Below are 15,290 nucleotides of genomic sequence, written 5' to 3'. Positions count from 1 at the left end.
GTGGACGACATACTTCTACCACCCCCGGAAGTCGGAGGCCACGATCCGGCGGAGGCGAAGCACACCGCCGAACTCGACGCTATTTGTAGGGATCTGCCGCATCGCGCAAGCCGTCTCCCAGAAAATTGAACGCCAAAATTACCAGCACTACCGGAACGATCGGAAACAGCAGCCACGGGTAGAAGGCGATGACGCTCACGCTCTTGGCCTCCGTCAGCAGGATGCCCCAACTGGTGATCGGCGGCCGCAGGCCGAGGCCGAGGAAGGAGAGCGCCGTCTCACCGAGGATCATCCCGGGGATGGAAATGGTCGCGGATGCGATGAGATGCGACATGAAGCCCGGCACCAGATGCCGGCCGATGACACGGGGCGTGCTGGCACCCATGAGCTGGGCTGCCTGGACATAATCTTCTTCCCGCAATGCCAGAAGCTTGGAGCGCACGGCGCGGGCAAGCCCCGTCCAGTCGATGATGCCGAGAATGACGGTGATGCCGAAATAAATGACTATCGGGCTCCACGTTACCGGCATGATGGCGGCAAGCGCCATCCAGAGCGGCAGCGAGGGCAGTGATTGCAGCACTTCGATCAGGCGCTGCACGATGAGATCGAAGATACCGCCCCAGTAACCGGCGAGGCCGCCGATGACGATGCCGAGCACGAAACTGATGGCAATGCCGATCAGCCCGATGGTCAGCGAGATACGGGCGCCGTAGAGAATGCGTGAAAGCACATCGCGGCCGAGCCGGTCAGTGCCGAGCAGGAACATCTGTCCGCCGATCGCCGGGCAAATCAGATGATAGTCGAAAGAGACAAGCCCCCAGAACTTGTAGTCATCGCCGCGGCAGAAGAAGCGGATCGGCTGGATGTCGTTCTTCTTGTCGCTGTAGAGCCGATGCAGGGTGTCGATATCGAGCGTCATCTGCCGGCCATAGACGAAGGGGCCGACAAAATTGCCTTCGCTGTCGAAAAGATGGACGCGCTGCGGCGGCGAGTGGATGAAATCGACGTTGCGGGTATGAAGCCCATACGGCGCCAGGAACTCGACGATCAGGATCATAAGGTAGATGGCGGCAAGGAAAATTCCGGATGCAAGCGCCAGCTTGTGGCGTTTGAACTTCCACCACATGAGCTGCTTTTGCGAGGCGAGATGGATACGCGACTGGGCCGAGGTCATCGTCTCCGTTGCGATCGGATCGAACGGGGCGGTCGAAACATAATGCGGCAGCGGCGCACCGGGAGCGGGTAGGGGCGACATTATTTGGTGCTCCTGCCTTGCAGACGGATGCGTGGATCGAGGAAGCCGAGCGCGACATCGGAAATCAGGACGCCAATCACGTTCAGGAACGCGAGGAACATCAGGAATGAGCCGGCGAGGTACATGTCCTGGCTCTGCAGCGCCTTGATCAGCATTGGTCCCGTCGTTTCCAGCGACAAGACGATGGCGACGATCTCGGCACCCGAAATGATCGACGGCAGGATGGAGCCGATATCGGCGACGAAGAAGTTGAGCGCCATGCGCAGCGGATATTTGACCAACGCCCTTACCGGATGGAGGCCCTTGGCGCGCGCCGTCGTTACATATTGCTTCTGCATCTCGTCGAGCAGGTTGGCGCGCAAGCGGCGGATCATGCCGGCTGTCCCCGCCGTCCCGACGATGATGACCGGAATCCAGAGATGGGCGAGGATCGATCTGGCTTTTTCCCAACTCATCGGCTGATTGAGATATTGCTGGTCCATCAGATGGCCGATCGAGAGCCCGAACCAGACATTGGCGAAATACATGAGGATCAGCGCCAGCATGAAGTTGGGGATGGCGATTCCGAGCAGGCCGAGAAAGGTCAATCCGTAATCGCTCCAACTATATTGATGGGTCGCCGAATAGATGCCGATCGGAAAGGCGATCAGCCAGGTGAGAAGGATGGTGGAGAAAGAGACGAGGATCGTCAGCCACAGGCGGTCGCCCACCACGTCGGAAACCGGCAGCTGATATTCGAAGGAATAGCCGAAATCGCCGTGCAGCATGCCGCCGACCCAGTAGAAGTAGCGCACAATCTCCGGCTGGTCGAAGCCGTATTGATGGCGCAGTTCTTCGATTTCCTGCAGGTTTGCGGTCTCGCCCTGGGCGCGCAGTTCGGCGATCTGACTTTCGAAGAAGTCGCCGGGCGGCAGTTCGATGATGACGAAGACCAGAGCCGATATTACGAGCAGGGTCGGCACCATGGCGGCAATGCGCCAGAGGATATAGCGGATCATCGCTCAGGCCTCCTTGAACCAGAACGTATCCGGCATGTAGACGCCGAGGAACGAGGTCGGATCGAAGCCGTAGAGCGCATGCTCCGGCATATTCCGCAACTTGGCGGACCTGAGGATCGGCTGCAGCGTGCTGTTGATGAGGCCGATCGAAAAGACCTGCTGGGTATAGAGGGCCAGCATCTTGTGCCAGATGACCTCACGCTCTTCCATCTTGGCGCTGGCGCCCCATTGGTTGAGAAGATCCACGAGCTCGGCCGCCTCCGGCAGATCGGGCGCCTCGCCCTCCTGGCCGGCCGAAAGATAGTACATGCCCCAAAGCGGCCATTGAAGCTGGTCGTCAAGCGTGGGGGCTAGTCCATAAGGAGACATGTCGGCTGTCGGCACTCCGTTATCCAGCCCGTACCAGATCGACATCATGATCGAACCGCTCATGGCGCGATTGCGAAAGACGTCGCGCTGCGAAGTGCGGGTAAAGAGCGCCAGGCCGACATTGGCCCAGTGATCGTGCACGAGTTCCAGAACGTCCGTGTCGAGATTGCTTTCACCGGCAGTCTCGACGGTGATTTCGGCGCGGCGACCGTCCGGAAGCAACCTGATGCCGTCGCTGTCGCGCTTGTCGAGGCCGAGTTCGTCAAGCAGCTTATTGGCCGTGTCGGGGTCGAAATTCACATAGGCATCGGCATATTCCTGCCTGAAGAGCGGACTTTCGGGCAACACCGTATCGGCACTCGCTTTGCCGAGACCGTAAAAGGCGACCATGTTGATCTCATGCCGATCGATTGCCAGCGACAAGGCCCGGCGAAAGTGCACGTTGCGGAAGAGTACGCGCCAGGTTTCGTCGGCGACGTTGAGGTTCGGCAAGAGCGTCACGCGCGAGCCGCGTGCCATCTTCCAGAGATCGACTTTCACCGGGAAGCGTTTTTCCGCCTCTTTCAGGAAGGTGTAGTCGTTGAAGTCGATACCAGTCGCCTGCAGATCGGATTCGCCAGCACCCGCCTTGGCGGCGATGATGGAGGAAGACGAGACGTTGAGGATGAAGCGGTCGAGATAGGGAAGTTGCACGCCGTTTTCGTCGACGCGGTGGAAGAAGGGGTTGCGCTCGAAGATGAACTGATCGGCCGGCGGAGCCGTGCGGTTCTGCCAGGGATCGAGCGTCGGCAGGTCGGGATTGTTCGGCCGTGAAGCGAGCGCCATCTTGATGTGCAGGTCGGCCCATTTCTTGGCGCGGCTCTTTTTCATCAGCTCTTCCAGCTTGGCCTTGTCCTGAAAACCCTTGTGGAATTGTTTCAAATAGTGGCCGGGGCCGTAGATAACGAGCGGCAGAGGTCCGGCGAGCGATGACAGGAAGACCGGGTTGGGCTTGTCCCAGCTGTAGCGCACTGTCAGTTCGTCGAGCACTTCGAAGCGCGGCAGGGAGCCGTGGGGACGCAGCTCAAGCGCGCCGCCGCCAGGCGTGAGGTCCTTGTTGAGGATGACGTCTTCCCACCAGTAGCGGAAGGCTTCGGCCGTGAAGGGATGACCGTCCGACCACTTGTGTCCCTCGCGCAGACGAAAGGTGAAGACCGTATCATTCTCCGAGGTGAAGTCACGCAGGATATCGGGCTGGAATAGCAGCTTCGTGTCGTAGCCGACCAGCCGCGAATAGCCGTAGACGGTCATGTAGCGGATGTCGCGCACGCCGCCGATGATGGTACGCACGCTACCGCCATAGGTGCCGGGTACGCGGCCCATCTCCTTGAGGTTGATGATGCGCGGCTGCGCAGGAATGCGCTCGGCCATCGGCGGCAGGCTGCCGTCGGCGAGCTTCGCCTTCAAAAATTCGGGCTCGGCGATCTGCTGAGCCACGAGCACCGAAGGGGCGATGGTCGAGCCGACCAGGCCGCCGAGAAAGACACGGCGCGTCACCATCAGACCAGCTCCTTCGCATCGGCGCCCTTGCGGGCACGCACCAGATGGCCGCCGCCGAGATCGGCATAGGCGAGTTCGGAGGCATCGTCATGGTCTGCCCTGAAGACACGGCCCCAATTTTGCTTGTCGGCCGCGCCATTTTCCTGCAGTGCCTTGAAGTCGAGCGGCCGGTCGAGATCCGGGAAGGGAACGGCGGCAAGCAATGACTTCGTATAGGGGTGAACCGGATTGCGCAGGATGATCTCACGCGGCGCGATCTCGACGATACGGCCCTTGCACATGACGGCGATGCGATCAGCCATGTAGTCGACGACGGCAAGATTGTGCGAGATGAAGAGATAGGTGAGCCCCAGTTCTTTCTGCAGATCCTTCAGCAGATTGAGGATCTGAGCCTGCACCGAGACATCGAGAGCCGAGACTGGTTCGTCAAGAATGACGAGCTTGGGGCCGAGCGCAAGCGCCCGGGCGATGCCGATACGTTGACGCTGGCCGCCGGAGAAGCTGTGCGGATAGCGGTTGAGATAGCGCCGGTCGAGACCGATCGCGCCCATCAGCGCCTCGACCTTGGCCTTGCGGTCGGCACTGTCGCCGCGATCATGGATTTCGAGCGGCTCGCTGAGGATATTGCGCACCGTCATGCGCGGTGAAAGCGAAGAAACCGGGTCCTGAAACACCATCTGGATCTTGGTGCGCAAATCCTGCAGTTCCGAACCCTTGACGGAGAGGACATCGATGACATCCTTGCCGTCGTTGAAGACGACCGCACCGCTATCAGGTGTGATCGCGCGCATCAGAATCTTGCTGACGGTGGTTTTCCCGCAGCCGGATTCGCCGACGAGCCCCAGACATTCGCCGCGGCGGATATCGAAACTGACATCGTCGACAGCGTGCACGATGGTGGCTTCCTGGCCGCCGAAGAAGCTACGCTTGCGCGTTTTGAAGGTCTTGCAAAGGTTGGCGACGGAAAGGAGCATGCCGGGCGCTTCCTTTTCGACCGGCTTCTTCTTGCCGATCAGCGATTCCAGATTGACCGGAACCTCCCGCAGGGCTTTCAGCCGCTCGCCGGGCTTCATATCGAAATGCGGAACAGCGGCCATCAGAGCCTTGAGATAGGCATGCTGGGGATTGCGGAAGATTGCCTCGACCGGGCCGGCTTCCATGATCTCGCCGTGATAGATCACCACCACTTCATCGGCCATATTGGCGACGACCCCGAGATCGTGCGTGATGAGCAGCATGGCCATGCCGAGCTTGGCCTGCAGATCGCGCAAGAGTTCGAGGATCTGGGCCTGGATCGTCACGTCGAGCGCCGTGGTCGGCTCGTCGGCGATCAGCAGCGCCGGCTTGCAGATCAGCGCCATGGCGATCATGGCGCGCTGGCGCATGCCGCCTGAAAGCTCGAACGGATACATGTCGTAGGTGCGTTTCGGATTGGAAAAGCCGACGAGGCCGAGCATTTCCTCGGTTCGCTCGCGCGCTTCCTTCTTGTCGGCGTCCGTGTGGATCAGCAAAACCTCGCTGATCTGATTGCCGACCGTGTGGAGCGGCGAGAGTGACGTCATCGGCTCCTGAAAGATGGTCGCCATGCGGCGGCCGCGCAGGTCGCGCATTTCGGCGCTGTCACGCGACAGGGAGATTATATCCGTCGCCTTGCCATCCAGTGGGTCGGTAAACAGGATGCGGCCGCTCGGGTGAGCGGGTGCCGGCAGGATGCCCATGATCGCCTGGCTGATAACAGATTTGCCGGAGCCGCTTTCGCCAACCAAGGCAGTCACTTTGCCTGGCAGAATGCGGAGATTGGCTTCCTTTACGACACGCAGCCGGTCGCCGAAAACGGAGAAGGCGACGTCCAGATTCTCAATACGCAACAAATCGGCTGCTGACGCCATACCAACGAAATTCCCCAGTCTTTATGTGTTCCCGTTAAGGCACACTACCGTACCGTAAACGGGGTGTCCAGTTGATGACAGGCATGAGGAAAAGCGGCGCATGGCGCCTGTATTAAAGGCGCGTGATGCGAGGGTTCTGATATACGGTGCAGCTGCTAAAGCGGCTGCAATGTTCGCGCGTAATTACTGAATGAATTTCTCGATTGGCGTACGTTTTACCTGTTTCTTGTCGCGGTGAAGCATGATGACCTGTTCGGCTTCCGAAAGGCCGTTCTGAACGGCTTCGCGGAAACCGTCGTCGACATGAATGGCAGATGCGGGCGCGCGCGGCTGCAGCACCGTCACCTTCTGGCGGATTCCGCGCAGCTTTTCCTCGCCGAGCGTGATCCATTCGCCGCCGCAATAGCCGGCAAAGGCCTGGCTCGCGACGACCTCGCGGCTGTATTTCTTCGTCAATACCTGCAGGCGCTGCACCTCGTTCACTGCAGAACCGAAGGCGGAGAAGGTAAGGCGGTCCTTCAGGCCGACATTGCCAAACATGACATTGCCGACATGCAGGCCGATGCCGTAGCCGATCTTCGGAAGCCCCTTCGCCTCGCGATCCTTATTGAGTTCGGCAACGCGCGCCTGCGCATGATGCACAGCGGAAAGCGCTGCCTCGCAGGCGATTTTGGACGGATCCTTGTGGCGACCGCAGGGATAGACGGCCAGGAAACCGTCGCCGAGGAAGCTCAGGATTTCGCCGCCGTTGCGGTTGAAGGGTGCCGCGATCGCATCGAAGAACTGGTTGAGCGTATCGATATATGCCTGCCGGCCTTCCTTCTCGGCATACATGGTCGATTCGCGCATATCCGCCATGACCAGAGCGGCACGGATCGTTTCACCGTCGCCGCGGCGAACCTGGCCGTTCAGCACGCGCTTGCCGGCATCGCCACCGAGATAGGTGGTCAGCATGTTGTTGGCGAGCTTTGCAAGCACGGCCATCTTGGCGGCGACCGCCAGATGGTTCTGCATGCGCAGCAGCGCGTCGATCATGTCGTCGGAGAAACCGGCCGGGCTGTCGGTCGACCATGAACCCATCATGCCCTGCACCGAGCCGTCACCGAATGGCTGCACGAAGGCGAGGTAATCAGTGATCTTTTCCTGCCTGAGATCCTCGAAGATAGGAAATTCACTCGGGCCGTCAGGCATGATGCGGCGGCGGATATGCTGCAGATTGTTGTCGAGAAGATAGAAATAGGGGCTCTGCAGGAAACGGTCCGGCTTCTGGCCGGCCGGCATGCGGAAGCCTTCGATGGTCACGCCGCTCGCGCGCTTCCAGGTGAAGCTCAGTGCGTCGTAGAGCGGATGCAGCATCGAGAAGGTCAGATGCACGCGCGCAAGTGGGAGTCCGGCGGCCGCAAGCCGTTCGCAGAAACCCCGCACAATATTTTCAAGGTCGTCTCCGGCCAGCGAAGAATTCGTCAGCCATTCAGCAACACGGTCCAACAAAATGGAGGATACGCTGGATTCGATCGTGCTCATTCTCGGTATTATCCTCATGTCGCACGTCCATCCCGAAAGGCAAAAATTACCCGGACCTGCCCATTCACGACGAGCAGATCACAAAGAAATCAGGATGTACGAGCGGTATTATCGTGTCAACGATTGCCGACGGCCGGCTGTGACACCCGCCGGCTTCCGACCTCCTGGAAACTGGCGAGCAATCTTTGCAAAGTGGTTCATTATCATCTGCCAAAATAGGCACGCTGAAAGTGCGAAACAATGGCATCAGGAATTTTTTTGTGCGCCCCGGTTGTCGAATTGGGGCTACCGGGTCATTTCCGTCACAGCCGGCTAATGAATCAGGAGTTTGGTACAGTCAGGCGCTATGAAAGAGGCCGGGTTTAATTTGCCGCGATCATGCATTAGATCAGCGTTCGGATTCACTTTTCGCAAGAGGCATGGCCTTGGACGCACGCTCTTCCACCTTCGGGACGCTTTCAAAAAAGATTGAGACGCGCACCGCCCGTGCCGGCATCATCGGTCTCGGTTATGTCGGCCTGCCGCTGGCGATGGCCGTGGCGCGTAGCGGCTTCGCCGTGACCGGCTTCGATATCGATCCGAAGAAGATCGTCGCGCTGGATACCCGCCGCTCCTATATCGATGCGGTGACGAATGAGGCGTTGACGGCAGAGATCGATGCGGGGCGGTTCTCCTCGACGACCGATTTCGCCGGACTTTCGGATTGCGACGTGATCGTCATCTGCGTGCCGACGCCGCTCACCAAACATCGCGATCCCGATCTTTCCTTCGTGGAAGCGACGTCGCGGTCGATCGCCGCCCACCTACGGCCGGGCCAGCTCGTCGTGCTGGAATCGACGACCTATCCCGGCACGACCGACGATATCGTGAAGGTCATCCTTGAAGGGACGGGGTTAAAATCCGGCTCTGACTTCTTCGTCGGTTTCTCGCCGGAGCGCGAAGACCCCGGCAACCAGCATTACCACACCGCGACGATCCCGAAGGTTGTTGCAGGCGACGGCGCGCAGGCCCTGTCGCTAATGAAATCTTTCTACGGTGCTGCCGTTTCGACCGTCGTTCCGGTTTCCTCCAATGCGACGGCGGAAGCGGTCAAGCTCACCGAAAACATCTTCCGGTCGGTCAATATCGCGCTCGTCAACGAGCTGAAGACCGTCTATGCGGCAATGGGCATCGATGTCTGGGAAGTCATCGACGCTGCCAAGACCAAGCCGTTCGGTTATATGCCCTTCTATCCCGGCCCTGGTCTCGGCGGCCACTGCATTCCGATCGACCCTTTCTACCTCACCTGGAAGTCGCGCGAATACGAGCTGCCGACCCGCTTCATCGAACTTGCCGGCGAGATCAATTCGGCCATGCCGCGTTATGTCGTCGGCAAGCTGGCCGAGGCGCTGGATATTCGCGCCGGCAAAGCGCTCAGCCGCTCGTGCGTCCTCGTGCTTGGCCTCGCCTACAAAAAGAACGTCGCCGATATCAGGGAAAGTCCGTCACTGCGCCTGATTGAAATCATAGAAGAGCGCGGCGGCAAGGCAGATTATCACGACCCCTTCGTCGCGGAGATTCCGCCGACCCGTGAATATCAGGCGCTGAAGGGCCGGCAATCCATCGACCTGACGCCTGAAGCCATTGCGGCATATGACGCGGTTCTCATTGCGACCGATCACGACATGATCGACTATGCTGTTCTCTTGAAGAACGCCAAATTGATTGTCGATACCCGAAATGTCTTAAGCCGCCTCGGCCTTTCGGCCGATCACGTCATCAAGGCGTAACGAGCGCGCCGGAAAGCTGCTTGCCGGTGATCTGGCTGGCAGCGACCGCATAGCCACCGGCGGCACCATCGATGAAGTGCATGTGGTCGCGCGACAGTGGCGTAGGCACGAAGCATGTCACCAGTGCCGATGACTGGCGGTGCAGGCCGTAGCGAGCCACGCCTCTTTCCTGCGCCTGCTTCAATAGCGTCTCGATGCGGGCGAGATGAGCGGCATCGACGTCGATAGTCATCTTCAGTCCGTCATCGAACTTTCGGAAATCCGAATTGCCCGCGATGTCCTTCTTGTAGCGGCGCGCGTTGAAATGAGCGAAGGTGAGGCCGAGTTTGTGCAGGAAAACGATCAAGCCGGTCTGCAGGAAGATAAACAGCTTTTGCCGCAGCCGTTTGCCTTTGGGCGCCGTCGCATTCACCTCGCGATTGATGCCCTTCATCGAAAAGGCAAACTCCGGCCCGTCTTCCGGCACCGGATGGCCATTGCGGTTCTGCTCGGCGGTGATCGAAACGATGCCGGTGACGAGAGCCTGGAATTCCGGGCCGGGACCAGCTTCGCCGGGGACGGCGATGATCGAGACGATTTCGCCGTTGCGGGCCTCGATCGGGCTCCAGCGGCAGGATAGGCCCGTCAGATCCGGACGGGTGCCGGGTGCGGCCTTTTCGACGCCATACCGGCCCATCTTCATGTTCTTTTCGGCCCAGATCGTGCCGCCGCCGGAAAACATCGCATAGGTGACATAGGGACTGGCCGAATAGCGGGCGACACGCACGTCGAGACCTTCCGCGCGGATATCGGCGATCGGCACGATGGCGATACGGAGATCGAGGTCAAGATCCTCTTTCACCCAGACCTGTGTCGCGGCAAGCGCTGCTCGCGCTTTTTCCTCAAACAAAGCCGGCAAGGCGATCAGCGCCCCGTCGCCCGCGAAGACGAATGGATAGTCGCCTTTGCCGACGGCGTTCAGTACCGCGGAAATGACGCTGGCGCCGGCCATGTTGACGTCCTTGTAGCGGCCACCCGAAATCGCTTTCGTCGAGCCGACAATATCGGCCATTGCCAGCACCCACCCTTCGGGCAGCGGCTGGTAATTGCTCTCATCGGTCACGCCTTCGAAGTCACTGAAAACAGGCACGTTGGCGAAGAATGCGTCGTTGGACATCTCGTTCATGAAGCCGAGTTTATCACAGACCCGTGTTGCCGCTGCAACGGCAATTTGCGTTTACGGCAATCGACTTACAGTGCATCGATATGTTAGGACCACTGACATATTTTTATGACGGACAGGACAAGATGAGCCGCCTCGACAGCTTCATTCGCCGATTGACGGCTCAACGCGATATTCTCAATGCCATCATCGATCTGGTGGAAGGGGTGAAGGGGCCGGTGCTCGAATTCGGCCTCGGCAACGGCCGCACCTACGACCATCTGCGCGAGCATTTCCCCGACCGCCGCATTATCGCCTTCGATTGGGAAATACGCTCCTATTCCGCCTCCACGCCGCAAGCCGAAAATATGGTGACGGGCAATATCCGCGATACCGGCCAGGCGTTCCTCGGGATCAATGCTGCGCTCGCCCATGCCGATATCGGCACCGGCCATGACGAGATCGACGCCGTGACGCTGACCTGGCTGCCGCAATTGATGGCTGGCGTGCTTACCCACCATGGCATCGCCGTCAGCGGTCTGCCACTGGAACATCCCGAGCTTTTGCCCCTGCCTCTGCCCGGCGGCATCAAGGAGGGGCGCTATTTTCTCTACCGTAGGACATGATCCGCGCTTATGAGGCGCAGGAATAGGACGCAGCCGACAGCGCTGAAAATTTCGCCTCGAAGTCGTCCGCGATTTCGTCCAGCGTCACGCTGCTCAATCGCCGCAGGAGCAGCGCCTGTGCCTCCTTCATCGCGTCCTCAAGGGCGGCATTCACGGCCTGTTCTACAAGGCATTTCGGCTGGTCATCGGCCGGGCCGATGGCAAAAAGGTGCGGTTCGCCGATGGCGTTGTAGACATCGAGCAACGTGATTTCCGACAAGGGGCGCACCAGCGTCCAGCCCCCGCCATGCCCCTTTTCGGAACGGACATAGCCCCGTTCTCGAAGGCCGGCCATGGTGCGGCGGACGACGACGGGATTGGTGTTTAGCATCTTTGCAATCATTTCGGAGGTTGCGGAATGCTCATGGCGATCCATGTGGATCAGCACGTGCAGCATGCGTGAAAGGCGGCTGTCATTGCGCATGATTCTATTCCTGTCGATCGAGCGGCCATTATCACAAGCGGATCGTAACAAGACAAGTAACATGATGCTTGACCGCGTTATTTCATGTAACTTATGTTGAGTCGTGATTGCGGCAGCGCCAAAGGAGGGCTCCATGTCATTCGAGGCTATCGTTATCGGCGGAAATTTCGCGGGCCTGTCCGCGGCCATGCAGCTTGCCCGGGCGCGACGCCGCGTTCTGCTGATCGATGCAGGCACGCCGCGCAATCGGTTTTCGCCGGCGTCGCACGGCTTTCTGGGCCAGGACGGTCAGACGCCTGCGGCGATCATGCGGGAGGGGAAGCGGCAACTTTCGCTTTATCCGAACATCACCATTCGCGACGGGGAAGTTGTTCAGGCGCGTGCCGATGGCGACGAATTCGTGATCGACATCAAGGGTGGTGGCCAGGAAAGGGCCGCGCGCGTCGTTGTGGCAACCGGCATAAGCGACACCCTGCCTGACATCTCCGGCCTGCGGGACCGATGGGGCCGCTCCGTGCTGCACTGCCCTTATTGCCATGGTTATGAGGTGAGCGGCGGCAAGCTCGGTGTGCTCGCAAACCATCCGCTGTCGGCACATGCGGCCACACTTATTCCCGACTGGGGAGAGACGACCTATTTCACGCAAGCGCTGTTTGAGCCCGATGAAGAACAACTCGCACGGCTGACGTCTCGCGGCGTACGCATCGAACGCAGCCCTGTCGTGGAATTGTTAGGCGATCGTCCCAAGCTTGAAGCCGTTCGCCTTGCCGATGGCCGGGTCGTGCAGCTGGACGCTATGTTCGTCGCTCCGAAAACCGCGATGGCGAGCCCGATTGCCGAACAACTTGGCTGTGTCTTCGACGACGGTCCGTTCGGCCCGGTCATCCGGACCGGCGATAACAAGGAAACCACCGTCAAGGGTGTCTTTGCCGCCGGCGATGCGGCAAGCGCCATGCACAATGCGACGCTCGCGTCCGCCTCAGGCGTGCTCGCAGGCGTGCATTGCCATCAATCGCTGGTGATGCAGTCCGCCCGATAGCTCGTCTTCGGTCTAAGGCAGGAACAGCACGTCATATTGATCGAATTCTGTCGGCAGATCACGGACTTTCATCTCCTTCTCGCCGTCCTCGAAGACCACGAGGCAATCTTCGTAGAAGCCGGCGAGCGTGCGAATGAAGGCCTTCGTGCCCTCCGGGCCGTAAAAGAGCGGCGTGAATTCCATATAAAGAGGGGCGCGGCGGGCAAGCAGCGGCAGCATCGAGCGGCAGGCTACCGGCTCGTAACCCTCAATATCCATCCAGACGAGGCTGATGGCAGTCTGGTCGATACCGAGCCCATCGAGAATTCCGGTCACCGGCCTCACCGGAACGGTGATCTTATGGTCGCGGATGCTCTGGCGAACTGCGCTGCTCTTGCCGTGATTGGCGTGGTTTAGAAAAAAGTCGATCTCGCCTTCATCTTCGCCGGCGGCGCAGTTAACGAGGTGCACCGTGTCGATAAGGCCGTTCTGGCGAATATTCTGTTCCAGAAGGCGAAAATTGCGTGGGTCCGGCTCGACGCTGACGATCCCGGCAAATGCGCGGGCCAGCGCAAAATAAACGGTCTGTGTGCCGATATTTCCGCCGATCTCGAGCAGCACGCCGTCCTTCTTCAGCAGGCCGCGCTGGCGCAGGATCACGAGCAGCCGGTCGACCGCCTCGCGCTCGAAATGGCCCTTCCGGAAAACCTTGCGGCCGATATAGTCGGCAGGTGAGAAACTCATGAGGTGATCGCCGGCGTCGACCGTCATGGAGGTGACGCGCGGCCCGATATTCTCGATCAGCAGCCGGCGGCCGGTACGGGTGTCAAAGAAACGCGTGGCCAGCGCATTGCGCGCCTTTCGCAAGCGGCGCTTCCAATATTTGCCAGTAAGCCATGCTTGGCCGGACATCATTGTCGTTCCTTGATCGGTTCGGCGGCTATCTCTCTCGGAATGACATAGACTTTCAAGGGGAGTGCCCGGCCTCGCACATTGATTTCGCAGCTTTCGACCGTCTTCGCGTCAATGCCGGCGCGCATCGCGACCGGCTCGGAAATGACGATCGCAGCATTGAGCTCCTTGGCCGCCGTCTCCAGGCGGCTTGCGACATTGACCGTATCGCCGACGGCCGTCAGGCTGCGCACGCGTCCATAGCCCATCGTGCCGACGACGGCCGGGCCGGTGTGGATGCCGATAACGATCTGCAGCGGCAGAGGCAGTTCATGGGAAAGTTCGGCGGCGAGCTTCTCCACCTCGGCAACAATCGCGGTCGCGGCTGCTACCGCCTGCCGGCAGGCTTCCTCAGGCGTGGTGTTGAGGCCGAAGAGTGCCATGGCGCCGTCGCCGATAAATTTGTCGAGCCGTCCGCCGGCCTGTTCCACCGCCTTGCCGACGATCCCGAAATAGCGGTTGAGCAGGAAGACGACGTCGAAGGGCAGGCGGGTTTCGGTCAGCGCTGTGAAATGACGCATGTCACAGAAGAGCACGGCGATCTCCCGTTCTCGGCCGGGACTGGTTTCCTGGCTGTTGGCCGGAAGGGCCGCCTCCGTCTGCGGCACGAGCAGCGGCGCGACGGTCAGGTCCTTGTCCGGGCGGAGCTGACAGGCGAGGCGCACATCAGCTGCCGCATTGATGCGTTTCAGCGTCGTTTGCTCCAGCTTGTCGGGTGGCGGCAGGGTCCAAAAGTCGCCAAGAATCTGTACGCGGCAGGTGGAGCATTGGCCCTTGCCGCCGCAGACCGAATAATGCGGCAGGCCGCCAAGCCTGCTTGCTTCCAGCACGGTGAAGCCGCGCGGCACGCGCACGGTTTCGCCGCCGGGATAGTGAACCGCGACTTGATTCGCCCGCTCCTTTAGCCTGCGGCGCGCCCGTGCCAGGATGACGAGGGCAAGCGCCGCGGAGAAGCTGCCGTAGAGCCCGGCGCGGATCGTCGCGATTTGCTCGCGTGCCTCGGGATCGTTGTCATAGCGGGTATTGATCGTTTCTTCGTAATGTCCGGCTTCGGCTTCGATATACGAGGGATCGGACAGCGTGCGGCCCATCTCGACGAAACCGAGCAGCGCCAGCACCGGCAGGAGGATGGCGGTCGCCAGAAGGAGCGATGAGGAATTGTCGTACCATGGCCGATAGCGCAGCCAGAAATGGATGCCGATACAACCATGGATCCAGACGGCAAGCAGGGCGAAAGTCTGGCGCACGCCGTTCTGCGGCGAGTTGATCCAGAGCGTGCGAACGATCGTTTCGTAATTGTCGGCATAGCCGTAGAGCGCATGGACGATGCGGGTGCCGACGACATGATCGATGAGGAGCAGCGGAATCAGAAGGCCGAGAACAATCTGTGCCATCTCGTTCTTCGGCATAACGAGGCTGCGGCGCATATAGAGCCCCCGCAGCACCAGTGTCATATGGACGAGGACCGAGCCGTAAAAGAGCAGGGTCCCCAGCGGATTGCGCCAGATCGCCAGAAACAGCCGGCGCGCATCATCGGCCGTCGTCAGCGAAACGAGCCCCACCGCATGGTTCGACATATGCAGGATGATGAAGACGAACATGACAAGGCCGGAACCAAGCCTGGCCTTCCTGATCGTGCGCTCCGAAAAAATCCCTGTGGCCCAGACCGTCGTCATCAATTCCTGTTCTTGAAGCTCAAATCGCAAATGCACTAGAGAAGACGAAAAAGGGCGGAATTATCGTCTCGT

12 protein-coding genes are annotated in these 15,290 nt (G+C 60.0%); 3 read left to right on the top strand and 9 right to left on the bottom strand.

The window, feature by feature from the left end:
• Nucleotides 1-79: 79 nt before the first annotated feature.
• The 5 genes from JNB85_RS01030 to JNB85_RS01010 all read right to left on the bottom strand — a co-directional run bounded on the left by JNB85_RS01030 (nucleotide 80) and on the right by JNB85_RS01010 (nucleotide 7,574).
• Entirely contained in the window at nucleotides 80-1,255 is a 1,176-nt protein-coding gene (locus JNB85_RS01030; protein WP_220332536.1) for an ABC transporter permease, read from the bottom strand.
• On the bottom strand, nucleotides 1,255-2,253 hold the full coding sequence (locus tag JNB85_RS01025; protein WP_183742611.1) for an ABC transporter permease: 999 nt from the start codon (nucleotides 2,251-2,253) through the stop codon (nucleotides 1,255-1,257). The genes JNB85_RS01030 and JNB85_RS01025 overlap by 1 nt, the downstream gene beginning before the upstream one ends.
• Nucleotides 2,254-2,256: 3 nt before the next feature.
• Nucleotides 2,257-4,161, bottom strand: coding sequence for an ABC transporter substrate-binding protein (locus tag JNB85_RS01020; RefSeq protein WP_220332535.1), 1,905 nt, complete (start codon nucleotides 4,159-4,161; stop codon nucleotides 2,257-2,259).
• Complete coding sequence (locus JNB85_RS01015) at nucleotides 4,161-6,050, bottom strand: ABC transporter ATP-binding protein (protein ID WP_220332534.1); 1,890 nt, start codon at nucleotides 6,048-6,050, stop codon at nucleotides 4,161-4,163. Before JNB85_RS01015 ends, JNB85_RS01020 begins: the two co-directional genes overlap by 1 nt.
• A gap of 183 nt (nucleotides 6,051-6,233) precedes the next feature.
• Entirely contained in the window at nucleotides 6,234-7,574 is a 1,341-nt protein-coding gene (locus tag JNB85_RS01010) for an adenylate/guanylate cyclase domain-containing protein (protein WP_220332533.1), read from the bottom strand.
• Nucleotides 7,575-7,999: 425 nt separating this feature from the next.
• Here JNB85_RS01010 and JNB85_RS01005 point away from each other — a divergent pair, with 425 nt between their 5' ends.
• Nucleotides 8,000-9,343, top strand: a complete 1,344-nt coding sequence (locus JNB85_RS01005; protein ID WP_420852248.1) for a nucleotide sugar dehydrogenase — start codon at nucleotides 8,000-8,002, stop codon at nucleotides 9,341-9,343.
• On the opposite strand, the gene JNB85_RS01000 is transcribed toward JNB85_RS01005, so the two are convergent.
• Nucleotides 9,333-10,508, bottom strand: a complete 1,176-nt coding sequence (locus JNB85_RS01000) for a DUF3095 domain-containing protein (RefSeq protein ID WP_220332531.1) — start codon at nucleotides 10,506-10,508, stop codon at nucleotides 9,333-9,335. The genes JNB85_RS01005 and JNB85_RS01000 overlap by 11 nt on opposite strands.
• A 122-nt stretch (nucleotides 10,509-10,630) precedes the next feature.
• On the opposite strand from JNB85_RS01000, the gene JNB85_RS00995 reads away from it, so the two are divergent.
• Nucleotides 10,631-11,110, top strand: coding sequence for a class I SAM-dependent methyltransferase (locus JNB85_RS00995; RefSeq protein ID WP_220332530.1), 480 nt, complete (start codon nucleotides 10,631-10,633; stop codon nucleotides 11,108-11,110).
• Between the two features lie 7 nt (nucleotides 11,111-11,117).
• Here the strand turns inward: JNB85_RS00995 and JNB85_RS00990 are convergent, their stop codons facing one another.
• Nucleotides 11,118-11,573, bottom strand: coding sequence for an Rrf2 family transcriptional regulator (locus JNB85_RS00990; protein WP_220332529.1), 456 nt, complete (start codon nucleotides 11,571-11,573; stop codon nucleotides 11,118-11,120).
• Nucleotides 11,574-11,706: 133 nt separating this feature from the next.
• On the opposite strand from JNB85_RS00990, the gene JNB85_RS00985 reads away from it, so the two are divergent.
• A complete protein-coding gene (locus tag JNB85_RS00985; RefSeq protein ID WP_220332528.1) occupies nucleotides 11,707-12,612 on the top strand; it encodes an NAD(P)/FAD-dependent oxidoreductase in 906 nt (301 codons plus the stop codon).
• Nucleotides 12,613-12,624: 12 nt separating this feature from the next.
• Here the strand turns inward: JNB85_RS00985 and JNB85_RS00980 are convergent, their stop codons facing one another.
• Both JNB85_RS00980 and JNB85_RS00975 read right to left on the bottom strand, forming a co-directional pair.
• Nucleotides 12,625-13,503, bottom strand: a complete 879-nt coding sequence (locus tag JNB85_RS00980) for an FkbM family methyltransferase (protein WP_220332527.1) — start codon at nucleotides 13,501-13,503, stop codon at nucleotides 12,625-12,627.
• Nucleotides 13,503-15,218: an adenylate/guanylate cyclase domain-containing protein gene (locus JNB85_RS00975; RefSeq protein WP_220332526.1), complete on the bottom strand. Its 1,716-nt coding sequence runs from the start codon at nucleotides 15,216-15,218 to the stop codon at nucleotides 13,503-13,505. Before JNB85_RS00975 ends, JNB85_RS00980 begins: the two co-directional genes overlap by 1 nt.
• Between the last annotated feature and the right edge of the window lie 72 nt (nucleotides 15,219-15,290).

The organism is Rhizobium mesosinicum (genome assembly GCF_019511345.1).
Taxonomy (GTDB): domain Bacteria; phylum Pseudomonadota; class Alphaproteobacteria; order Rhizobiales; family Rhizobiaceae; genus Rhizobium; species Rhizobium mesosinicum.
This window is presented reverse-complemented; position numbering and strand designations above follow the sequence as displayed.

Excerpts from the sequence above, each read along its gene's own strand:
- JNB85_RS01030 (WP_220332536.1), bottom strand. The coding sequence starts at position 1,255 with ATGTCGCCCCTACCCGCTCCCGGTGCGCCGCTGCCGCATTATGTTTCG.
- JNB85_RS01025 (WP_183742611.1), bottom strand. The coding sequence starts at position 2,253 with ATGATCCGCTATATCCTCTGGCGCATTGCCGCCATGGTGCCGACCCTG.
- JNB85_RS01020 (WP_220332535.1), bottom strand. The coding sequence starts at position 4,161 with ATGGTGACGCGCCGTGTCTTTCTCGGCGGCCTGGTCGGCTCGACCATC.
- JNB85_RS01015 (WP_220332534.1), bottom strand. The coding sequence starts at position 6,050 with ATGGCGTCAGCAGCCGATTTGTTGCGTATTGAGAATCTGGACGTCGCC.
- JNB85_RS01010 (WP_220332533.1), bottom strand. The coding sequence starts at position 7,574 with ATGAGCACGATCGAATCCAGCGTATCCTCCATTTTGTTGGACCGTGTT.
- JNB85_RS01000 (WP_220332531.1), bottom strand. The coding sequence starts at position 10,508 with ATGAACGAGATGTCCAACGACGCATTCTTCGCCAACGTGCCTGTTTTC.
- JNB85_RS00995 (WP_220332530.1), top strand. The coding sequence starts at position 10,631 with ATGAGCCGCCTCGACAGCTTCATTCGCCGATTGACGGCTCAACGCGAT.
- JNB85_RS00990 (WP_220332529.1), bottom strand. The coding sequence starts at position 11,573 with ATGCGCAATGACAGCCGCCTTTCACGCATGCTGCACGTGCTGATCCAC.
- JNB85_RS00985 (WP_220332528.1), top strand. The coding sequence starts at position 11,707 with ATGTCATTCGAGGCTATCGTTATCGGCGGAAATTTCGCGGGCCTGTCC.
- JNB85_RS00980 (WP_220332527.1), bottom strand. The coding sequence starts at position 13,503 with ATGTCCGGCCAAGCATGGCTTACTGGCAAATATTGGAAGCGCCGCTTG.
- JNB85_RS00975 (WP_220332526.1), bottom strand. The coding sequence starts at position 15,218 with ATGACGACGGTCTGGGCCACAGGGATTTTTTCGGAGCGCACGATCAGG.